The 19,637-nt window shown below is 68.7% G+C and carries 23 protein-coding genes; 9 read left to right on the top strand and 14 right to left on the bottom strand.

The features are described from left to right. Positions 1 to 233: 233 nt before the first annotated feature. Complete coding sequence (locus tag FND50_RS36620; RefSeq protein ID WP_260850881.1) at positions 234 to 653, bottom strand: hypothetical protein; 420 nt, start codon at positions 651 to 653, stop codon at positions 234 to 236. Between the two features lie 397 nt (positions 654 to 1,050). Here FND50_RS36620 and FND50_RS36615 point away from each other — a divergent pair, with 397 nt between their 5' ends. After that, positions 1,051 to 1,590 (top strand): hypothetical protein, encoded by a 540-nt coding sequence (locus FND50_RS36615; RefSeq protein ID WP_260850880.1) that lies wholly within the window; start codon positions 1,051 to 1,053, stop codon positions 1,588 to 1,590. After that, positions 1,580 to 2,380 carry a hypothetical protein gene (locus FND50_RS02250; protein ID WP_144284622.1) on the top strand — a complete coding sequence of 267 codons (801 nt, stop codon included), beginning with the start codon at positions 1,580 to 1,582 and terminating at the stop codon, positions 2,378 to 2,380. Before FND50_RS36615 ends, FND50_RS02250 begins: the two co-directional genes overlap by 11 nt. Before the next feature lie 51 nt (positions 2,381 to 2,431). Here FND50_RS02250 and FND50_RS02245 read toward each other — a convergent pair whose 3' ends face one another. Beyond that, the gene (locus tag FND50_RS02245; protein ID WP_144284621.1) at positions 2,432 to 3,106 is read right to left on the bottom strand and encodes a YoaK family protein; all 675 of its coding nucleotides are present in this window, start codon (positions 3,104 to 3,106) and stop codon (positions 2,432 to 2,434) included. A 37-nt stretch (positions 3,107 to 3,143) separates the two neighbouring features. Next, positions 3,144 to 4,700 (bottom strand): TM0106 family RecB-like putative nuclease, encoded by a 1,557-nt coding sequence (locus FND50_RS02240; protein ID WP_144284620.1) that lies wholly within the window; start codon positions 4,698 to 4,700, stop codon positions 3,144 to 3,146. A 162-nt stretch (positions 4,701 to 4,862) separates the two neighbouring features. Between FND50_RS02240 and FND50_RS02235 the strand changes: the two genes are divergently transcribed. From FND50_RS02235 to FND50_RS02215, 5 genes are read left to right on the top strand one after another with little or no spacing between them, the layout of a single operon-like run. Continuing rightward, on the top strand, positions 4,863 to 5,516 hold the full coding sequence (locus tag FND50_RS02235) for a DUF6474 family protein (RefSeq protein WP_144284619.1): 654 nt from the start codon (positions 4,863 to 4,865) through the stop codon (positions 5,514 to 5,516). Positions 5,517 to 5,534: 18 nt separating this feature from the next. Next, complete coding sequence (locus tag FND50_RS02230; protein ID WP_144284618.1) at positions 5,535 to 6,053, top strand: hypothetical protein; 519 nt, start codon at positions 5,535 to 5,537, stop codon at positions 6,051 to 6,053. Positions 6,054 to 6,094: 41 nt separating this feature from the next. Then, the gene (locus FND50_RS02225; RefSeq protein ID WP_144284617.1) at positions 6,095 to 6,763 is read left to right on the top strand and encodes a YcnI family protein; all 669 of its coding nucleotides are present in this window, start codon (positions 6,095 to 6,097) and stop codon (positions 6,761 to 6,763) included. Beyond that, positions 6,760 to 7,293, top strand: a complete 534-nt coding sequence (locus FND50_RS02220) for a copper resistance CopC family protein (RefSeq protein ID WP_144284616.1) — start codon at positions 6,760 to 6,762, stop codon at positions 7,291 to 7,293. The genes FND50_RS02225 and FND50_RS02220 overlap by 4 nt, the downstream gene beginning before the upstream one ends. A gap of 5 nt (positions 7,294 to 7,298) precedes the next feature. Next, complete coding sequence (locus FND50_RS02215) at positions 7,299 to 8,237, top strand: CopD family protein (RefSeq protein ID WP_144284615.1); 939 nt, start codon at positions 7,299 to 7,301, stop codon at positions 8,235 to 8,237. Between the two features lie 50 nt (positions 8,238 to 8,287). Here the strand turns inward: FND50_RS02215 and FND50_RS02210 are convergent, their stop codons facing one another. Both FND50_RS02210 and FND50_RS02205 read right to left on the bottom strand, forming a co-directional pair. After that, positions 8,288 to 9,217 carry an NADP-dependent oxidoreductase gene (locus FND50_RS02210; RefSeq protein WP_144284614.1) on the bottom strand — a complete coding sequence of 310 codons (930 nt, stop codon included), beginning with the start codon at positions 9,215 to 9,217 and terminating at the stop codon, positions 8,288 to 8,290. 55 nt (positions 9,218 to 9,272) lie between these two features. Then, a complete protein-coding gene (locus FND50_RS02205) occupies positions 9,273 to 9,923 on the bottom strand; it encodes a UdgX family uracil-DNA binding protein (protein WP_144284613.1) in 651 nt (216 codons plus the stop codon). A gap of 105 nt (positions 9,924 to 10,028) precedes the next feature. Here FND50_RS02205 and FND50_RS02200 point away from each other — a divergent pair, with 105 nt between their 5' ends. Further along, positions 10,029 to 10,394 (top strand): RidA family protein, encoded by a 366-nt coding sequence (locus FND50_RS02200; protein ID WP_005248914.1) that lies wholly within the window; start codon positions 10,029 to 10,031, stop codon positions 10,392 to 10,394. 107 nt (positions 10,395 to 10,501) lie between these two features. Beyond that, on the top strand, positions 10,502 to 11,062 hold the full coding sequence (locus tag FND50_RS02195) for a MarR family winged helix-turn-helix transcriptional regulator (RefSeq protein WP_005248915.1): 561 nt from the start codon (positions 10,502 to 10,504) through the stop codon (positions 11,060 to 11,062). Positions 11,063 to 11,071: 9 nt separating this feature from the next. Here FND50_RS02195 and FND50_RS02190 read toward each other — a convergent pair whose 3' ends face one another. The 9 genes from FND50_RS02190 to FND50_RS02150 form a co-directional block, all read right to left on the bottom strand. Then, positions 11,072 to 11,761 (bottom strand): TetR/AcrR family transcriptional regulator, encoded by a 690-nt coding sequence (locus FND50_RS02190; RefSeq protein ID WP_144284612.1) that lies wholly within the window; start codon positions 11,759 to 11,761, stop codon positions 11,072 to 11,074. A 20-nt stretch (positions 11,762 to 11,781) separates the two neighbouring features. After that, positions 11,782 to 12,813 (bottom strand): aromatic ring-hydroxylating dioxygenase subunit alpha, encoded by a 1,032-nt coding sequence (locus FND50_RS02185; RefSeq protein WP_144284611.1) that lies wholly within the window; start codon positions 12,811 to 12,813, stop codon positions 11,782 to 11,784. A gap of 2 nt (positions 12,814 to 12,815) precedes the next feature. Then, entirely contained in the window at positions 12,816 to 13,028 is a 213-nt protein-coding gene (locus FND50_RS02180; RefSeq protein WP_144284610.1) for a recombinase-like helix-turn-helix domain-containing protein, read from the bottom strand. Between the two features lie 12 nt (positions 13,029 to 13,040). After that, positions 13,041 to 14,000, bottom strand: a complete 960-nt coding sequence (locus FND50_RS02175) for a PDR/VanB family oxidoreductase (RefSeq protein WP_186301221.1) — start codon at positions 13,998 to 14,000, stop codon at positions 13,041 to 13,043. A gap of 110 nt (positions 14,001 to 14,110) precedes the next feature. After that, positions 14,111 to 14,845, bottom strand: coding sequence for an MBL fold metallo-hydrolase (locus FND50_RS02170; protein WP_144284609.1), 735 nt, complete (start codon positions 14,843 to 14,845; stop codon positions 14,111 to 14,113). Between the two features lie 88 nt (positions 14,846 to 14,933). Continuing rightward, positions 14,934 to 16,082, bottom strand: a complete 1,149-nt coding sequence (locus FND50_RS02165; protein WP_144284608.1) for an MBL fold metallo-hydrolase — start codon at positions 16,080 to 16,082, stop codon at positions 14,934 to 14,936. Further along, positions 16,083 to 17,213: an FAD-dependent monooxygenase gene (locus FND50_RS02160; RefSeq protein ID WP_144284607.1), complete on the bottom strand. Its 1,131-nt coding sequence runs from the start codon at positions 17,211 to 17,213 to the stop codon at positions 16,083 to 16,085. Next, a complete protein-coding gene (locus FND50_RS02155; RefSeq protein WP_144284606.1) occupies positions 17,210 to 18,859 on the bottom strand; it encodes a thiamine pyrophosphate-binding protein in 1,650 nt (549 codons plus the stop codon). Before FND50_RS02155 ends, FND50_RS02160 begins: the two co-directional genes overlap by 4 nt. Beyond that, positions 18,852 to 19,634 carry an SDR family oxidoreductase gene (locus tag FND50_RS02150; protein WP_144284605.1) on the bottom strand — a complete coding sequence of 261 codons (783 nt, stop codon included), beginning with the start codon at positions 19,632 to 19,634 and terminating at the stop codon, positions 18,852 to 18,854. The genes FND50_RS02155 and FND50_RS02150 overlap by 8 nt, the downstream gene beginning before the upstream one ends. Between the last annotated feature and the right edge of the window lie 3 nt (positions 19,635 to 19,637).

Here is a 19,637-nt window from a genome sequence, read left to right as displayed (position 1 = left end):
CCGCCGCGCTCGGCTCCGAACAGGGTGTGTCCGACGGGACACAACTCGTCTCCGACCCCGCCGGATTGAATCCCGAGCAGATCCGGCGACTGACCGAAGCCGGCGAACTGACCCCCGAACAACTCGACGCCATGAACTCCGGCAACACCGCGACAATCCCCGCGTCGCAGATGGAGTATCTGAACCAGGTCAGCCGGTCACTGGACGGAAGAGTCCACAGGAGATCCAGCAGATCATGGACAAGCTGCCCCCGGACTCTGCGCGTGCCCTGGCGAACTCGCTCCAGATCGTGTCGAACCCGAGATTTCAAGATGGTCGGACCCACCGGTGCATCCAGCGTCGAACTGAACGGAGTCGCCGACAACCAGGCCATCGCCGACATCGTCCAGGCAGGCGATCCGCAGTACAAGAACGGCAGCAGCCTCGATCAGCACCTCCTGGAAGTCGGTCGCCAGTACCTCGACGCCCAGGTCGCGCACGAACAGAACCCGAACCACAAATTCGAGTACTTCACGGTCGACGGCCGGGGAACTGACAACACGGCGATCACCGAAGGCATCTTCACCGCCGTCGGCGACGACAAGATCGCCGTCCAGAACGCGGTCACCCAGCCCGACACCGGCCAGAATTTGGTTCGCGACGTCCTCACTCACAACTGGTCCGACAACGGGCAAGCGGCAGCCTCGACGTTCCGGTTCGACGACGCAGAGGCCACTGTCGAGGACCCGAACAACCCGGCCGACGTCGAAACCGCAACCCGCAGCGGGCAGATCATGTCGGCCGTCGCCGAGAGCATGAGCACCGACTGGGACACGCTCCGAGGGATACCCGGCACCGACGGGCAATCCGTCGGAGAGGTCAACCCGGACCTTCTTCGGACCATGTCCCACAGCATGAGCCCGTACATCAGCGACCTCGCGGGCGCCGGCAGATCAGAGAACCCCGGCTTCGACATCGGCACCTGGGCAGACACCGCCGACAACAACCACTTCGGCGGCTCGTCCAACGTATTCGCCGTGATGAACACCGACCCCGCGGCACCCCTGGCGGGTGGCGACCTCTCCACCGCCGGCCGAATCCACGGCCTCATGGACAGGGGGACTGCTCCTCTCGACCGAGGACACCTACAGCGACAAGGCCGAGCAGGCGCAAGCCATCTACGACCGCAAAGCTGCGGCATACGGCGCTCTCACCAGCATCGGCTCCGTAGGACTGGACCGCCATCCCGGCGGGGAATTCATCAACACCATGATCGACGCGGGCGGCGACCCGCTGCAGGACGCCGTCATCGGCAAGGCGCCAGGGCCGGCACCGTCCGTCGCTCTGGAAGCTCCGGACTTCTACCGCGACTACTACAACATTCTCCAAGCGACACCGGAACTTCCCGCGAGCTTCCGAGAGGACTACTCGTGGGCGTTCGACGAATCCGGAAATCTCTTGTCCTGGGATGACGCGCGGTCGAATCCGAACTTGGATGTGCGGTCGAAAGATGGGTACCAAGACATGTTCAACCATCTCGGTGACCCCGTTGACGGCAACGCCGAGCGCATCCGCAACGGCTACGACGACGTGGTCCGCAATGACGGCTGAGCACGGAGCGCGGGTCATGTGCGCTGCGGCAGCGACGCTGATGCTTGCATCAGGCTGCGGGACGCACACGAGCAATGAACTGACACCGGAACCCGCGTCGCAAGACCGAGAAGTGCTGTATTCCAACGTCTGGTCAGCCGATCAGGGGGTCGATCTGTTTGGCCGAGGTGCCGAATTGGTACGAGCAAGCTACGAGGCGGGCGATTACACGGCATTCGTGGGTGCGGACAATTCGTACCCAGGTTTCACCAGAGCGGTCGGCGGCGAGGCCCATCACGGTGATTCCGATATCGAGTACTTCATGACCTCACTCGGAGTCCAGAACGATACGCAGGCTCCTGGAACAAGCTTCGCCCACATCACTGCCTTTGAGTCCACCGGGGCTTCAGTGACCGCCACGGTGTGCAATTACCACGTATTCCCGGAGAACGGTGCGAATATCTCGCTCGATCCGCTCAACATGGCGTTCCGTGTCGAACTCGCGCGCACTGCCGATGACCCGGGCCAGGCTGGTGTTCCGGATACCGACCCCGCCCAGCAGGACTCTCGGGCGCATCGGGTGCCGACGTGGAATGTGTTCGAGGGCTGGAAGATCACGAAGCTTCGCTACCTGCGTCGGATGGATGGTGATGTCATTGCGCAGGGTTGCACGGACTGGTGGCAGCAGCGGTTCCCGGCTTTCGCCCCGAACGCGGCGGGCAACCTCGTTCCGCCCGCTGGGTTCGAGCCGCCGACGATGCCTGTCGCCGTGCAGTATCCGGAGTGGATCGGGCCCGCGAATTCGGAGTAGGCGGCTTCGCCGCCCGTGCGTGCGAAGGGAGTCCCTGGACTCGTCAACCACTCACGGGCGGCGGCGCCGCACGTCGTCGACGTAGAACAGGATGAGGGCGACGGTGAGGAGGGCGGCGGGGATCCAGGCGGCGGATCCGCCGAAGTAGCGGGTGGCGAACGCCCCGAGGACGGCCCCACCGGCGAAGCTGCTCACGATGGCGGCGTAGACGCGGGTGTGCTGACGCGATTCGGGGACCTTCTCGATGAATCCGGCGTACGCCGACTCGGTGAAACGCATGAGGTTGCCTGTGGTGGCGACGGCGATGTACGACAGCGACCCGATGGTGCGGAACAGTCCGAACTGCATCGCCGCGACGAACGCGATCGGAACGGTGACCAGTGCGTTGGGCACGTTTGCGGGAACGAATGCGACCGCGACGAGGACGACGATCTGCGCGACCATGGCGATCCGGATCGGGTGGTCGAAGACGCTGTGGGCGAGTTCGCCCTTGAGCAGATGCGCGAACGCGACACCGACGATGAACGCGAGGATCGGCCACAGGTGGGCCCGTGCGGCGTGGAAGTGTCGCTCCGACAGGTCGATGGCCATGAGGATGACGTTGCCGGTCTGGGCGTTCGCGAAGACGCCGCCGCGACTGATGTAGGTGTAGGCGTCGAGGAAGCCGCCCGCGGCGGTGAGGAGCAGAGCGAACCGCAGCGTCGTGGATGTCTTCGGCACCTCCACCTGACCACCCCTACCGAATCGGGCCCTGCCTTGCAGCCTAGAGGTCGGACGCGAGCGGGATCTCCTTCTCGGCCCGATCCGACATCCATTCGCGCAGTACTTTCGTCGCGATGACGTCGTCCTCGTTGTATTGCAGCAGTCGTTCGCGCTGGGTGAGGTCGGGTTCGCCGTCGTAGCCGACGGCTTCGCGGTACCAGCTCATCGACGCTTCACCGCTGGCGTCGGCGTCGCGCCACCGGAATCCGGCGACCGGGGCGATCTTCTTGAGTCCCTTGCCGCCCGGGCAGATGAACTGGTCGCTGATCGCCTGGTAGATGTCGACCCATTGTGGGCTGTCGATGAATTCCCGGATCTCGGCCTCGGTGGGGATGCCGGGTGCCCCGGCGAACCGGCGGGCGGAGTCCAGCAACCACTTGTCCTCCGCGGACCGCGAATAGCAGTACGCGGCGAAGGTTCTGCCGCTCAGCGCCGCCGCTTCCCGCTCGGCCATCAGCCACGTCCAGAATTCGGCGAACGACCGCGCCTCGTCCTGCGTCGGCACCGGGTCCCAGCTGACGAACGGCCGGTACGCCGACACCCCGTCCATGTTGAGCAGCGTGCCCCACAGGTAGGCGCCGTGTTCCTGGTAGCTCTCCATGTCGATGTCGACCTCGACGTCCGCGCGCGTCACCCGGATCTCGGGGAACCGTCGCACCAGCGGCGCTCCGGCGAGCCACGCCTTGGCGGTGACGACGGCGTCCTCGAACGCGCCGTGCGGCCAGTCCTCGAGCGGCTCGCGATCCCACGCCGCGAGGTCGTCGATGGTGTGGCAGCCCGCGTCGCGCAGCATGTCGGCGCGCGAACCGGTGGCCACCAGGCTGACGTCGTGTGTCTGGGTCAGCTGCTCCTCGCACCCGGGCCACCACGGGCAGGAACGGCATTCGCCGATCCTGGACGGCACGGTCGCCGATTCCCCGCGGGCGACGGCGAGCCGGTCGGCGAATCGTTCGTCGTAGTCGTCGAGGATCGTGGTGAGGTCGTGCACGAAGATGACGTCGGAGCCGTAGCCGATCGCGCCCGCCACCAGCGCCGGACTCGCGAGCCCGTGCCGTTCGAGCATCCGGTACACCTGCGCGACGCGCATCTGGTCGCGGACCTGACCGCGCGGCTTCCGCGTGGGGTCCTCCCGCGGTTGCCAGTCGAACATGTCCGACGTCATCGCGCCGCGGCCGGGATCGGTGACCTTGTGATTGACGACGATCACGGGGATGTACCCGCCGTGGTCCTCGTCACGGATGAGGATCTCGCAGCGCGCCCTCCGGCCTGCGTCCCGGTCGAGCGGGAGCACGGCTCCCCAGATGCGGTCCGCGCCTGCCTCGCACGCGGCCACCGTGTCCTCGGCTCGCCGGCGCAGACTCTGCTCGGTGTCGATCTGCACCCACCGTTGCGGTGCATGCTCGGTGAGGATCCGCCGGACGTCTTCGCGCTTGGCGGCGGCGGCGTCCTGACGCTGGCGGACGCCCGGGTCCTCGGGCGCGGCCGCGAGTTGTTCGGGGAACGCCGCGTCGAGGTGCACCCGGTGGCGGCACCGCGTCAGTGCGCTGGCATCGATCACCGTCCCCGACGCCTTTCCGGGAGAGGCGTCGGGTTCTGATTGCTGACCGATATGGGAACACACGATGACGAAGATTATGTGCTCCCCTAGGCTGATCCCGAAGCACCGGATGCAGTTGGTAGCGTGGGCTGCGCTGAAACACCAGGAAAAGGGGTCTTTTCGATGGGGTTGTTGAAGAAACGTAAGTCCCGAGCCACCCGCAAGGCGGAAGCCAAGGCACTCAAGCACAAGGCTGGAGTGGAGGCGAAGCTGAGCGCGAAGAACGAACGGAAGCGCGACAAGCAGGCCGCCAGTGCCGGCCGCAAGCTCGAGGCTGCCGAACTGAAGTCGCTGAAGAAGGTCGAGAAGGCTCAGATCGCTGCGTTGAAGGCCGAGGAGAAGGCCGCCGCCCAGAAGGGTTTCACGGTCGCCGCCGTCCGCAAGTACCTCGGCGTCGCACGCCTGCTGACGCCGGTGCTGCTGCCGATCGCCTACCGCGCCGCAACGGTCGTGCGCGGGCAGATCGATGCCCGCCGCGCCGACCGCCTGGGCGTCGACATCGATCAGCTCGCGAACTTCACCGGGCACGGCGCCAAGCTCAGCGCCCGCATCGCCGGCGCCGAAAGCTCCACCACGGAGATCCTCGGGCAGAAGCCGGACGACGCAGAGACGCAGCAGTTCGCAGCCGCCATCCGCGACCGCCTCGGCGACCTCAACACCGCGGTCCGCGCGGCCGAGCAGATGCCGCAGGCCCGCCGCAAGGCCGCCCATCACGCCATCTCGTCCGAACTCGACGGAGTCGAAGCCGATCTCCTCGCCCGCCTCGGCGTGCGCTGAACCGCCCGACCCACCGCAATGTCCCCCGCCCGCCCCGCCGCGACCGCCACCCTTCGGGGCTCGGCGGTCGGTGCGCTCGTGGCCGCTCTCGCGGTCGCCGCGCACGGCATCGGCGGGGGCGGCCTTCCCGAATCCGCGGCGCTGACCCTGCTGTTCGTCACGTGCAGCGGGGTCGGCGCGGTCACCGCGCAACTGCCCGCACGCGTCCACGGCCCGCTCACGCTCGTGGGCGCCCTCGGTGTCGGCCAGGTGGCCGGACACTTCGCTCTCACACTCACCTCGCACGTGCACTCGGTGGTCCCGGCCGTGCCGATGCTGGCCGCGCACGCGGCCGCCACCGTGATCTGCGCGCTGCTGATCGCGAACGCCGAGCGTCTGTACGGCCCCCTCGTCCACGTCTGGCGGGTGGTACTCCGCGGCGAACCGCAGCCCGTCTCGGCGGCGCCTACGGCGCACGTCCCCGCGCGTCCCGCGAATCCCGTGGACGCCCTGCTGCGCGCGAGCATTTCGCGTCGCGGACCCCCGGTCACGGTCTGACTCTCACCTCTTCTCGCTTCAGACCCTCAAAAGGACCTTCGATGAATTCCCTCTTTTCCCGTGCCCTTTTCACGGCCGGTGCGGCCGGCGGCGCCATGCTGCTCGCGGCCGGTGTCGCCGCCGCCCACGTCACCGTCGTCGCCCCCGGCGCCGAACAGGGCGGCTACTCCGTCCTGACCTTCCGCGTTCCCACCGAATCCGAGACGGCGTCCACCACCAAGCTGACCGTCACGCTCCCCGACCTGAAATCGGCCCGCACCACCCCGCTGCCGGGTTGGACGTCCGTCGTCGAGAAGGACCCGACGTCGAAGCTCGCGAAGTCCGTGACGTGGATCGCCGACCCCGGTGTCGGTGTCGCGCCCGGCCAGTTCCAGCAGTTCGAGCTGTCCGCCGGACCGCTGCCGGAGCAGGACGAGGTGTCGTTCGCGGCCGCCCAGACGTACAGCGACGGCGAGGTCGTCAACTGGGATCAGGCTGTCGGCGCCGACGGTGCGGAGCCCGACAAGCCGGCACCCACGCTCACGCTGGCCGCGGCGAGCGGTGAAGACCACAGCCACGACGCGGGCGGCGCCACGACGTCCGAGGAGACCGAGACGACGGCGTCCGGCACCGACGACACCGCCCGCTGGCTGGGCGGCATCGGCCTGATCCTGGGCGCACTCGGCGCGGCCCTCGGTCTCGGCGCCATGGTCCGGAGCCGTCGCTCATGAGAAGACGCACCACCTTCACGTCGGTGAAGGTGATCGCGGTCGGACTGCTGACCATGCTCGCGAGCATGCTCGGGGCAGGCACCGCGGTCGCCCATTCCGTCGTGATCAGCTCCACCCCCGAGAACGGCGCGGAGGTCGCGGCCGGCCCGGAACGGGTGAGCGTCACGTTCAACGAGGCGCTGCAGGAATCGTTCGCGTCCCTCACCGTGGTGGGACCCGACGGCAACCTGTGGACCAAGGGTGACCCGGCCGTCGAGGGACCCACGGTCAGTGCCGAACTCGGCGAGCTGGGACCGGCCGGTGTGTACACCGTCGCGTTTCGCGTCACGTCCGCCGACGGGCATCCGGTGAGCGGAACCCGCACGTTCACCCTCACCCAGGAGGGGTCGGGCACGCCCGGCGCCGCGGCCGACAGCTCGGGCGAATCCGGCAGCGGCGGAGTTCCGCTGTGGCCGTTCATCGTTGCCGGTGTGCTCGTGTTCGGCGGCGGGCTGTGGTTCGCGCTCCGCAAGCCTCGCGGCGAGAACTGAGCACGGTGGGTACGGCGCGACAGTCCTGGCTGCTGTTCACCGTACCCACATCGCTCGTCGGGGTCGCGTGCGGTTGGGCGTTGGCGCAACCGGAAGACCCGTCCCCGTCGAGCGCCGTCCGGGCGCTGTGCCTGGTGCTCGGTTCGGCGGTGCTCGGACTCGCCGCGCTGGGCTGGTGGAGTCGCGCGGACAGCCGTCCCCTCGTGCGGGACCAACGGCTGTGGCGGTTGTCGACCGCGGTCGCCGGTGCGTGGATGCTCGCCGAGGCGGTGCTGCTGTCGATGACGGCGGCGGAGGCCGACGCCCTGGGGTTGTCCGAGCTGTCGGTCGGACGGTTCGGCGCGTACGTGACCGAGATCAGCGCGGGACGCGTCGACCTCGCCGTTCTCGTGTGCACGGCCGCGGCCACCGCGTGGTCGGCCGTCGCGTTCCGCCGCACCGACGCCCGGCTCCCCGTTCCCGTTCTGGTGCTCGCGGCCCTCGCCCTGGTGGCCCGGCCGATCACCGGACACATGTCGCAACAGGTTCTCGGCTCGGTCCTCGACGTCGTCCACGCACTGGCCGCCGCCGTGTGGTTCGGGCTCCTCGCCGCCCTCGGCCTGATGCTCCGGTCGCGCGGGGACTGGTCGTCGTGGCTGCCGCGGTATTCCGTCGTCGCGTGGCGGTGCGTGTGGCTGCTGACCGCGACCGGGATCGTCGACGCCGCGGTCCGGCTGGGTGGGGTGACGCCACTGTTCGACACCGGTTACGGCCGCATCGTGCTCGCGAAGGCGGTGGCGTTGGCGGCGCTCCTCGGGCTCGGCTGGTGGTGGCGGCGAACGTGGGTCGGGCAGGCCGCCGCACACCGGATCAGCGCCGAAGGGTCCCTGCGGCGCGCGATCGTGGAGGTGGTGGTGATGGCCGTTCCGTTCGGTCTCGCCGCCGCCCTCGCCACCACCGCCTGACCCGTGAGTACTTATTAACGTCCGGCGGTTAATAAGTACTCACGGGCGCGTCAGCGCAAGAGGATCTTCCCGCGGCTGCCGCCCTTCTCGCCGGCGCGCTGAGCGTCGGCCGCGTCGGTCAGGGGGAAGGTGCGGGCCGGCGGGAGGGCCAGCTTCCCGTCCGCGGCGAGGGCGCCCAGCCGGCGCAGGGTCTCCGCGCTCCGGTCGCCGGCGTTGCCGGACGAGAAGGTGATTCCCAGCCCGAACGCGGCACCGTCCGACAGCGTCACGATCCGGTCGGTGCCCCCGCGCAGGTCCATCGCCGCCTCGAGTCCGCCGAAGCCGACGTCGAGGACGGCGTCGACACCGTTCGGCGCGAGTTCGCGGACCCGGTCCGCCAGCCCCTCACCGTATGTCGTGGGGGTCACGCCCAGCTCCCGCAGCGCGTCGTGGTGTTTCTCGCTCGCGGTACCGATCACGGTGACACCCGAATCCAGCGCCAGTTGCGCCGCAATGGTTCCCACCGCACCCGACGCGCCGTTCACCAGTAGCGTCTCCCCGGACTTCGGCTTCAGGAGCCGCAGTCCACGCGTCGCGGCCTCGCCGGCGACCGGAATGCTGGCGGCGTCCGTCCAGCTCAACCCTTTCGGCTTCGGCACGACGATCGAGGCGAGCGCGTATTCGGCGTAGCCGCCGGTGTCGGACCAGCCGAACACCTCGTCGCCCACCACCACACCGGTCGCCTCCGGACCGACCGCGTCGACCACGCCGGCCACTTCGCTGCCCGGGATCTTCGGGAACTGCACCGACATCACCTCGGCCATCGACCCCGACCGCAGCTTCCAGTCGATCGGGTTCACGCCGGCCGCCCGGATCACGAGGCGCACCTGGTTGCCGGTGGGCTCGGGCACCGGCACGTCGTGGGTCTCGAGCACTTCGGGACCACCGTAGGACGAGTAGGACACTGCCTTCATGGTTTGGTTCGCGTTCGAATTCGTCATGGGTTCAATCTCGTCCTCGACGGTCCGCCGCGCCACACATTCGGCGGGTTGATCGTCAGAGTGCGGCAGCGGCCGTTTTCAGGTCGGCGACGAGGCCGTCGAACGCGTCGTCCCGATCCTCCGACGGTCCGCGGAGCACGGCGGACGGGTGGATCGTCGCGAAGACGTCCGGATCCACGTCGACGTCCACCTCGCCGTCGAGGTGCAGTAACTCTCCGCGGTGTTCGGTGAGCCGGAACGACGGGCCGAGCAACGCCTGCGCGGCGGTGGCCCCGAGGCACACGAGGACGTCGGGTTGCACCGCCGCCAGTTCGGCGATCAGCCACGGCCGGCACGCGACGATCTCGGTACGGTTCGGCTTCTTGTGGATTCGGCGCTTGCCGCGTTCGGCGGGGACGAACTTGAAGTGTTTGACGGCGTTGGTGACGTACGTGAGGTTCCGGTCGATGCCCGCCGCGTCGAGCGCCTTGTTCAGAAGCTTTCCCGCCGGGCCGACGAACGGTTCACCGGCGCGGTCTTCTTGATCGCCTGGCTGTTCACCGACGAGCATCATCCGCGCGGATCGCCTGCCCGCGCCGAAGACGGTGTGCTCGGCGTCGCGGTACAGATCGCAGCCGTGGCACCCGTCCGCCGCGTGGGACAACGCGTCGAGGTCGACGGTGTCCGGCACGAACGGTGCGGCCGAGGGCTTCGTGGCGCGTGACATGTGCGTCGAGTACCCGTCGGGCGGAGCTTCATTCGCACCACACTGTCAATTAGTTTAGCGCTAAGATATAATCACCGGAGAAGCCCACCGAGAAAGCGAGCCTCCATGTCCCTCACCGAAGTCACCGCCCACCACCCCTACAGCCCGGCCGTGGTCGCGGGCGGACTCGCGTTCGTCTCCGGCGCACTGTCCGTCGATGCCGAGGGCACCGCCGTCCCCGGCCGCACCGAGGCGCTCGACGCCGCCGTCGACCGCATGGTCGATCGCCTCGCCACCGTCGGCGGACAGCTGAAGGACGTCGTCAAGCTCACCTACTACGTCACCGACCTGTCGTTGCGCGAGGAGGCGAACCGCCAGTTCGAGCGCATCTTCGACGAACCGCGCCCCGCGCGCACGTTCCTCGAGGTCAGCAGCCTCCCCTACGGCGCCATCGCGGAGATCGACGCCGTCGCGGCGGTCGGGGGACGCTGACAGCGCACCTGTCCGGCAGCGCCGCGGGTCCCCGTTCCGAGAAATGGACGGGGACCCGCGGCGCGTCGCCGTCACTTATGCTCGTTCGATACCTTGGTACTAAACAGATGAGACCCTCGAGGATTCAGGAGGTGCGCCCGGTGACGCAACGCCCCGTTCCAGATCGCGATGCCGTCGACGACATCGTCGACCAGTGGGCCCACCAGTGGCCCGACCTGGATGTGAGTCCGCTGAAAGTGCTTGGCCGCCTGCACCGTTCGTATCTGCGCTATCAGTCGTCCCTCGCCGCAGTGTTCGAGGAACACGGCATCAACATGGCGTCGTTCGACGTCCTGGCCGCCCTCCGACGTTCGGGTCCGCCGTACCGGATGACGTCCGGACAGCTGGCGGAATCCGCGCTCGTCACCACGGGCGGTGTCACGCTGCGCGTCGACCGCCTCGAGAAGGCGGGACTCGTGCAGCGCGAGCGCGACGCCGAGGACCGCCGCATCGTGCACGCGCAACTCACCGACGAGGGCCTGCGGGTGATCGAGAAGGTCGCGGAAGCCCACTTCGCCAACGAGTCGCAGATCCTCAGCGGTATGTCGAAGGACGATCAGGCGGCGTTGGCCGAACTGCTCCGCAAGCTCGAGCACTCGATCGTCGAGAACCAGGCCCCCACCGCCTGAGCGGGAAAATCAGCTGGCCGCGCGGGAGGTCAGATCGGCGACCTCACCGAATCCGATGAACCGTTCGGATGCCGCCGTCATCTCCACGATGAAACGTCGCTGCTCGTCCTGCGATGCACCGATCAGGCGTGCCGCACCCGTCCACTGCGCCTCGGACAGTTTGCGGGCGAGTTGGGCGGGTTCGGCGCACGGCGTCGCGATCCCGGCCTGGTTGAGCCGTTCGATGAATCGGATGTACCGGCCGAGGATCCGGTTGTGTGCCGCCTCGAGCTGTTCCCCGATCACGGGGTCGACGGCGGCGCGGTCCTCGATCATCGTGAACAGGCGACCACTGCTGTAGACGGTCTCGATGAACGCCGCCGTGGCCGCGCGCAGGATGCTGCGCGGGTCGGCGTCCGGCGGGACGGGGATGCGTTGCGCCTCGACGAACGTGTCGAACACGTCGGCGGCGACGGCCCGGAAGGCGTCGTCCCGGGAGGCGAACCGGGCGGTGAATTCGTCCTGCGACACTCCGGCTGCGGCGGCGATGACCGCCTCGGTGGTGCGCTCGTATCCCAGCTCTGCGAAGCACCGCCCCGCCGCCTCCACCAGCGCGAGCCGACCCCGATCGTCACCGTTCGTAAGCACCGCACGCGCCTCCTCGTACCCCGGCCGGCGCCCGACGTGTCGGCCGTCACACATTCTTAGTTGACATTTCATTCAAGTCAACCCGCGCGACGCTACGCCCCCTGAAGCGCCTTCGCCTGAGCCTCGGCCTGCGCCCGGTACAGACGGCGGAGCCGGATGACACCGAGGTCGTGCTGGTACAGGTTCTCGGCCTGGTCCGCGTCGAATGCCATCGCCTCGAGCATGGTGCGGTCCTGCTCGAGCACCACCCAATGCCGCTCCTCGAGCTTGGTCCGGTACAGGAACCGCCAGACGTCGCGCTCCCAGCCCTCGACGCGCCGGTAGCGCCAAAAGAACACGGCGGTGGTCTCGGCGTCGATCGGCGTTCCCATCCCGACGATGCCGAAAGACCCGCCCGGACCCGCGGTCGGCGGGTACGGGATCTCGAGGTCCACCCAGTCGATGCCGGTCCGGCAGAATTCGACCCAGTCGAAGTTCACACCACGCTGGTCGGTCTTCTCGAAGAAGAACCCGCGATCGGTTTCCCGGATCCGGAACTTCGCGGACGTCTCGCCGCCGAACATCGAGTGCGATTCGCGGTGCAGGAATGCCCCGTGCATCGGGTCGAGCAGGTTCTCCAGCGTGAACCGCCAGGGCGCCTTCCACTCCGCGTAGCAGAGGAAGTGCGAGATGCCGTCGTCGGTGAGGCGCTCGGGCAGTTCGAGCGGCGCGGGTTCGGCGTCCGGGTCGGTGCCGAACCAGGCAAGGACGGCCCCCGCGACCTCCTGCACGGGGAGGCTGGTGACGAGCCGCTTGCCCTCGAGGTTGCAGCCGGGCATGCCCGGGACGGACACGACGGTGCCGCCGCCGTCCACCTGCACGCCGTGGTACTGGCAGGCGACGCGATCGCCGAGGTGCTGCCCCTGAGACAGCGGGGCGCCGCGGTGTGGGCACCGGTCGGCGAGCATGCGGAGGGTGCCGTCGGACTGACGGAACAGCAGCCAGTCCTCGCCGAGGCGGCGCACCTTCTTCATGTCGCCGCGTGCCACGAAGTCGGACGGGCACACCGCGTGCCACTGGTCGCGCATCCCGGTCGCGAAGATCTCGTCGCCGGTCAGTGCCGCCTTGTGCAGTCGGTTCACCATGGTCAGGCCCCCATCCGTCGGATCTCGTCCGTGAAAGTGTCGGTGGTCCAGGCGTCGCCGCCGGGACTGTGGATGCCGAGGGCGTTGAGACCCTTCACCAGCCCCTCGAGGTGGTGCACACCGGTGCCGAAGACCTCTTCGATCGCACCGGCCAGCTTCCGCTCGTACTGGGTGGGTGCCGTGCCGGACTGGCGTGGTTGCAGATACAGGCTCATCGTTCTTCCCTTCTAGAGGTCCAGCACGAGCTCGTCGGAGCGGGCGCGGGAAACGCAGATCATGATGGTGGTGCCGGACTCCTGCTCGGAGCTGGAGAGCAGGGAGTCGCGGTGGTCGGGGGTGCCGGCGAGGACGCGGGTCTCGCAGGTTCCGCAGATGCCTTCGCGGCACGAGTTGGGGACGTCCACTCCGGCATCCTCGAGGGTGTCGAGGATGGTCCGGTCGGGGGCGACGGTGGCGGAGATGCCGGACCGTTCGCAGACGACGCGGACGGGACGGTCACCGGCGAGCGTGTCGGCGGGAATCTCCTTCGCCTTGAACCGCTCAAGCCGGATGGCGCCGTCCGGCCAGGAACCGGCGAACCTCTCGACCGCGCCGAGCAGACCCTCGGGACCGCACGCGTAGACCAGGGTCTCCTCGCGGGCGGTGCCGAGGACGGCGGGGAGGTCGAGGACGCCGTCGGTCTCCTCGGTGACGACGTGCACGCGGTCGCCGTATGCGGACAGTTCGTCGAGGAACGCCATCGACGCGCGGGCGCGGCCGCCGTAGTGCAGTTCCCAGTCGGCGCCCATGCGCTCGGCTTCACCGACCATCGCGAGGATCGGCGTGATGCCGATGCCGCCGGCGATGAAGACGTAGCGCTTCGACGGCAGCAGTTCGAAGTTGTTGCGGGGCGCGCTCACCGACAGGCTGTCGCCGGGCCGCAGCGTCTCGTGGACGTGCCGGGAGCCGCCTCGGCCGGTCACCTCGTGGAGGATCGCGACGCGGTACCCGGTCTTGTCGTCCGGGTCTCCGCAGAGGGAGTACTGGCGGACGGTCCCGCGGTTCAGGTGCAGATCCAGGTGGGCGCCGGGCGTCCACTGGTCGACCGCGCCGCCGTCCTGTCGTTCGAGGCGAAGCGAGACCACGCCCGCGGACTCGACCCGCATCTGACGCACCATCATGGGGACGGTGTCTGCGTCTGTTGTCATCGCTCACTCCCAGGCTCAACCGAAGGCATAGTTCCTTAGTGCTCAATAATTTAGCACTAAGATGTATTGTGCGCCACAGTTGAGGGGAAATCTGTCGAACACAGGCCGAGCTACTCCGCTTCGCGGTACCGCACGGTCTCGGCCGCGAGCCGCTCCTCGTACGCCTGTGCGAGGTCGTGCAGACTCTGCACGCAGTCACCGGTGAACACCGGCGCATGCATCGGCGCCAGCAGCAGGGGTTCCAGATCGGCGAGTCCCCGGATCGTGGGCCCGAGCGCCGGTGACAGGCACGTCGCGTTCCCCATGTCCTCGGCCGCGATGGCCGGGCCGACGATCTCCTCCTCGGTGGCAGGCGGATGATGCCCGAATGCGGTGAACAGGTCGCCGCTGAACAGCGTCTGCGTCGTCTCCTCGAACATCAGGCCGGCGTCCCACCCGTGGGGAACGTGCGGGGTGTCGAGGTGACGGACCCGCCGGGTGCCCGTCTCCAGCACGTCGCCGTACTGCAGCGGACGCGGCGTGCGATCGGCGAGGTCGTTGACCTGCACGAAGCAACCCATCGCCCCGTGCGCGACCTCGGCGTTCGGCGCGGCCGCCAGCCACGAGTTCATCGCACCGCACTCGTCGGCCTCGACGTGCCCGAACGTGATCCACCGCAGTCTGTCGAGAGGAATCAGCCGACCGACCGCCGCGGACACGGACGGGAACAGCGCACGCTGACCGGTGTGGAACAGCAGCGGTTCCTCACCGTCGACGAGGAACTGGTTCATGATCAGGTTGGGCTCGTCCAGATACGTGGACAGCCGGTAGATGTCGGGAGCGATCTCGGTAATCGTGGTGTCCATCCCTGGCTCCGATCACGTCACGGTGTCGTGAGGACAAGCCTTCTCGGGACAGCGGCGGCGCGCAAGATCCTGCGGGTACGCGATGGCGCTACCGGCGTTGCCCGACGCCGATCCGGACGAGGTCGTGCCCGACGGTCACGGTGCCGGCGAACGTGGACTTCACGCCTCGTTCCCACTGGTCGTCGGTGACCTGCCGGGGGTCGCCCGGTCCGATGTGGGACAGCACCACCTGGCGGACATCCGCATCGGTGGCGACGCGCCCGACGTCCTGCGCGGTGGTGTGCGCCTGGATCATGTGCTCGACCAGTGCGGAACCCGAAGTCGGAGCGTAGAAGTCGACGTCGATCACCTCGTGGACGAGGATGTCGGATCCCCGGGCGAGTCGAACCACGTTCGGCGACTTCGCGGTGTCGCCGGAGAATGTGACCGCACCGTCCTCCGTGTCGAACCGGTAGGCCAGCGAGGGGTAGACCGGGCCGTGCGGAACCAGTGTCGCGGTGACCCGGACCCGGTCGTCTTCGAACACCGGGAACGGCTCCATCTCCGGCGCCGTGTTGTCGGCGGACGCACCCGCCGACTCCGGTGGCAGTACATCGTGCAGCGACAGCCGCTGCCCGTAATCGGAGTCGGCGCCCTTTTCGACGTTGCGAATGTTGATGTCGTAGGCGAATGCGCCGAGTACGCCCGCGAACAGATCGGTGAGTCCGGGTGCCGGCGACGCCGGACTCTGGATCGGAATAGTCTGGCCGTCACGCGGTGCCGACAGTCTGCCCGCCGAGCCCGGGCCGTACACCGGCACCACGTCGCGGAATGTGTAGGACGGAGTCCCGCCCGGCAGCCAGAAGACGTTGAACAGATCGGCGATGTGATCGCTGTGCATGTGCGTGACGAAGACGCCACCGAGCGAATCCGCGGCGATACCGGCCTGGATCAGCTTTCGGCTCGACCACGGACCCGCGTCGATCAGATACGGTCGGTCGCCGACGACGAGCACACTGGACGTGCCGCTCCGCCCCGGCACGGCGATGGGTCCGGCCGCCGTGCCGAGCAGGATCAGCGTGGTTGCGTAGCCGTCGACGTCACCGGACAACTCGTAGGCGTCCGGTGGCGTCACACCACTCGGCTGCGCGTCCGAGGTGTGGGACGCGCAGCTCGTCGCGGCGACGGCAGTGGCGGCGGAACCCAGCAGGGCCAGCGCCCGCCGCCTCGACAGCGGATGTCGGTCGACAGGTTCCATTCACGCGTCCGTTCGGGCCGCGGCCAACTCCAGCGGCACGTGCCAGGCGTCGTATTCGTAGACCCAGTCGCCGTTTCCTGCGACCTTCAGCCACTCGTTGGACCGGGAGCCGCGCTGGATGCGCGAGGTCCGCTGCAGTCGCGTCTCCTGGTAGGTCTGCAGCGCGTCCGCGGGGTCGTCGAACAGGCTCAGGCAGCGGGACAGGACGACGGCGTCTTCGATGGCCATGCCGGCGCCCTGCGCCATGAACGGCATCATCGGATGTGCCGCGTCGCCGAGGAGCACGGCGCGCCCGTCGGTCCACGATGCCAGCGGGTCACGAACGTAAAGAGCCGATTTCAGGACGTCGTCGCAGGCGTCGAGCAGGGCTCGTGCCTCGGGGTGGAAGTCGCGGTACAGCTCACGCAGTTCGGTGACGGAACCGGGTGTGGTCCACGATTCCTCGGTCCACTCCTCCTGACCGCAGGTGGCGAAGACGAAGATGTCCTTGCCCTGGTTGAGGGGGAACGTCACGATCTGCGTCGACGGATTCGGCCCCCACCACTTGGTGAAGCAGTCGAGGTTCGGCAGTTCGCCGACGCGTTCGGTGGGGATGACGGCGCGGAACGCCACGACCCCGGTGAACGTCGGCTGTTCCCGCCCGAGGAGAGCGGTCCGGACCGCGGAGTGAATGCCGTCGGCGCCGACGATCACGTCGGCGGAAGCCGTACTGCCGTCGGTGAACTCGATGCGGCCATCGGCGACGCCGCTGACCCGGCGACCCATTTCGACGACACCCGACGGCAGCCGGTTCTCGAGCGCGGTCATGAGGTCGCCCCGGTGCATGGTCAACTGCGGTGCGCCGTACTGCTGTTCCGCGCTGTCCCCCATCGGCAGCCGGGACGTTTCGGCTCCGGTGTCCCACGTGCGGCTGATCCGGAACTGCGGCCGGGCGGCCGATTCGCGGATCGCCGGGCCGATGCCGAGTCCGTCGAGAGCCCGGACCGCGTTGGGGGTGAGGTTGATGTCGGCGCCGACGCGGGCGAACTGCCTCGTCTGCTCGTAGACCGTGACGTCGAGACCGAACTTGCGGAGGGCGATCGCCGTGGCGAGTCCGCCGATGCCGCCGCCGCAGACGGCGACCGTGGTCACTGTGCAGCCTTTCCGGGGACCGTGACGGGCGGCGTGAACGGTGCCGGCATGTCGCCATAGGCGGCGAGATCGACCTCGACGATCACCGGCGCCTGCCGCGACACGGCGTCGGCGAGCACCTCGTGGGCCTCGGCGGCGCCACCGATCCGCAGGTACGGCACGCCGATGGACTGTGCCAGCAACCGGAAGTCGGGGGTGACGAGGTCGACGGCGTAGGTGTCTTCGCCGCCGCCCTTCTGCATGTTGCGCAGCACACCGTAGCCGCCGTCGTTGAACACGAGCAGCACCAGCCACGGCTTCTCCTGCGCCATGGTCAGGATCTCGCCGAAGTGGACGGCCAGGCCGCCGTCGCCGACGAGGGCCAGGGTGGGCCGGGTCTCGTCGGCCAGTGCGGAACCGATGGCCATGCCCAGGCCCTGCCCGATGCCACCGCCGCGGGGGAAGACGTTGGACTTGGGGTCGAACATCGGCAGCAGCCGGTTGCCCCAGGAACTCGACGCGATGGTGACGTCGCGGGCGATCACGGAATCCTGCGGGAACGCGGCGCGCACGGCGTCGCACAGCACGGCGTGATCGCCGAGTCCGGCGCGCTGCTTGCTGCGGACGAGTTCGCGGGTGGCGCGGGCACGTTCGGTCCAGGCGGCGTCGACGGGCGCCAGGCCCGACAGCTGCCGGAGGAACGTGGCGATGTCGGCGGTGACCCCGGCCTGCGCCGGGTAGACGCGTCCGACCGCGGCCGCATCGATGTCCACCTGCACGTGCACGGCGGGGACGGGCATGGAGTAGTCGCCGGTCTCGTTGGACCGGAAGTGGGTGCCCAGCGACAGCAGCAGGTCGGCGTCCCGGAGGAGCTCGCGCCCCGCGGGGGTGTTGCCGTAGTTGCCGATGCACAGCGGATGGTCCTCGGGCACGGCGCCGCGCCCGGAGTTGCTGGTGAGCAACGGGACTCCCCACTGCTCCACCAGTTCGGTCAGCTCGGCACCGGACGTGGCGACGCCGCCGCCCGCCCAGATCACCGGGTGTTCCGCCGACTGCAGCAGCGCGAAGGCGACGGCCAATTCGTCGACGTCCGGCGTGCGCGGCGACTCCGACACCGGCTCGACGACGTCGATGACGTGCTCCGCGTACTGGAGGTCGATCGGCCATTCGATGCTCGACGGGCCGCCGGGCGCGGCGAGGGCGGCGGCGACGCCTTCCCGCAACACCTTTCCGGCGCTGTCGGTGTCGAGGATGGTGGCGGCGTGCTTCGACGTCGCCGTCAGCATCCCCAGCTGATCCTTGGTCTCGTGGATGAATCCGCGACCGGAGCCGAGGTACCGGCTCTCGACGTTGCCCGTCACGTGCAGCACCGACGTTCCGGCACTGAGCGATTCGATCAGCGAGCCGGCCGCGTTGCCGGCACCGGTGCCGGTGCTCGTGAGAGCGCAGCCGAGTCCGCCGGTGGCCCGGGCGTACCCGTCCGCCGCGCTGACCGCGGTGGCCTCGTGCCGGACCGGCACGAACCGCAGGTGCGTGCTGACCGCCTGCACCAGGGGCTGGTTGTGGACGCTCACGATGCCGAAGACGGTGTCGACACCGGCCTCGCGCAGCACCTGGACGAGCAGGTCGCCCCCATTACCCACAGACATGGTGTTCCTCTCAGACATAGCGCGCGACGCCTCCGCAGACGTCGAGGCTGGTGCCCGTCACGTAGGACGAGCGGGGGGACAGCAGGGTCACGATCATGGTGGCCACCTCGTCGGCGCGGCCGAACCGGCCGAGGCCGATGCCGCGGTCCTGGGCGATCTCCGCCTCCCATTCGGCGAATGTGGCGTCGGTGCCGGATTCCTCGTAACGGCGCCGCCACTGGCCGGTGTCGACCAGTCCGAGCGACACCGAGTTGACGCGGATGCCGTCGGCGGCGAGTTCGAGAGACAGCGACTTGCTGAGGTTCAGCAGCCCGGCCCGGGCGGCGCTGGTGGTGACCAGCCGCGGCTCGGGCTGACGTGCGAGCACCGCCGAGATGTTGACGATGGACGCGGCGCCGGACTTGCGCAGCAGTGGCAGGGCTGCCTCGACGGTGTTGAGGACGCTGGAGAACTTGAGGTCGAGTTCGTCGCGCCAGTCGTCGAGGGTCGCCTCGCCGCGCGGGACCATGCGGGACTTGCCTGCGTTGTTGACCAGACCGTCGAGGCCGCCGAATCGGGCGACACCGGCGTCGATCAAGGCTGCGACCGCGGCCGGGTCCCGGACGTCGCAGGACGCGGTGAGGACGCGGTCGCTGCCGGGCAGCGGGGCGATGACGGAGTCGAGCCGGTCGCGGTCGCGCGCGCAGGTGACGACGTTGGCACCCTCCTCGAGCAGCATCGCGACGGTGGCGAGCCCGACTCCCGAGCTTCCGCCGGTCACCAGGTGGGTGCGGTCTTTCAGTTGCAGGTCCACGAC

Origin of the sequence: Rhodococcus sp. WB9, assembly GCF_007558985.1 — a bacterium.
GTDB classification, from domain to species: domain Bacteria; phylum Actinomycetota; class Actinomycetes; order Mycobacteriales; family Mycobacteriaceae; genus Rhodococcus_F; species Rhodococcus_F opacus.
Note: the sequence above shows the minus strand (reverse complement) of the source record. Positions and strands in the feature narration are given on the sequence as shown.

Coding starts and splice junctions, on each gene's coding strand:
- FND50_RS02250 (WP_144284622.1), top strand. CDS start 1,580: ATGACGGCTGAGCACGGAGCGCGGGTCATGTGCGCTGCGGCAGCGACG.
- FND50_RS02235 (WP_144284619.1), top strand. CDS start 4,863: ATGGGGTTGTTGAAGAAACGTAAGTCCCGAGCCACCCGCAAGGCGGAA.
- FND50_RS02230 (WP_144284618.1), top strand. CDS start 5,535: ATGTCCCCCGCCCGCCCCGCCGCGACCGCCACCCTTCGGGGCTCGGCG.
- FND50_RS02225 (WP_144284617.1), top strand. CDS start 6,095: ATGAATTCCCTCTTTTCCCGTGCCCTTTTCACGGCCGGTGCGGCCGGC.
- FND50_RS02220 (WP_144284616.1), top strand. CDS start 6,760: ATGAGAAGACGCACCACCTTCACGTCGGTGAAGGTGATCGCGGTCGGA.
- FND50_RS02210 (WP_144284614.1), bottom strand. CDS start 9,217: ATGACGAATTCGAACGCGAACCAAACCATGAAGGCAGTGTCCTACTCG.
- FND50_RS02205 (WP_144284613.1), bottom strand. CDS start 9,923: ATGTCACGCGCCACGAAGCCCTCGGCCGCACCGTTCGTGCCGGACACC.
- FND50_RS02200 (WP_005248914.1), top strand. CDS start 10,029: ATGTCCCTCACCGAAGTCACCGCCCACCACCCCTACAGCCCGGCCGTG.
- FND50_RS02195 (WP_005248915.1), top strand. CDS start 10,502: ATGAGACCCTCGAGGATTCAGGAGGTGCGCCCGGTGACGCAACGCCCC.
- FND50_RS02190 (WP_144284612.1), bottom strand. CDS start 11,761: ATGAAATGTCAACTAAGAATGTGTGACGGCCGACACGTCGGGCGCCGG.
- FND50_RS02185 (WP_144284611.1), bottom strand. CDS start 12,813: ATGGTGAACCGACTGCACAAGGCGGCACTGACCGGCGACGAGATCTTC.
- FND50_RS02180 (WP_144284610.1), bottom strand. CDS start 13,028: ATGAGCCTGTATCTGCAACCACGCCAGTCCGGCACGGCACCCACCCAG.
- FND50_RS02175 (WP_186301221.1), bottom strand. CDS start 14,000: ATGACAACAGACGCAGACACCGTCCCCATGATGGTGCGTCAGATGCGG.
- FND50_RS02170 (WP_144284609.1), bottom strand. CDS start 14,845: ATGGACACCACGATTACCGAGATCGCTCCCGACATCTACCGGCTGTCC.
- FND50_RS02165 (WP_144284608.1), bottom strand. CDS start 16,082: ATGGAACCTGTCGACCGACATCCGCTGTCGAGGCGGCGGGCGCTGGCC.
- FND50_RS02155 (WP_144284606.1), bottom strand. CDS start 18,859: ATGTCTGAGAGGAACACCATGTCTGTGGGTAATGGGGGCGACCTGCTC.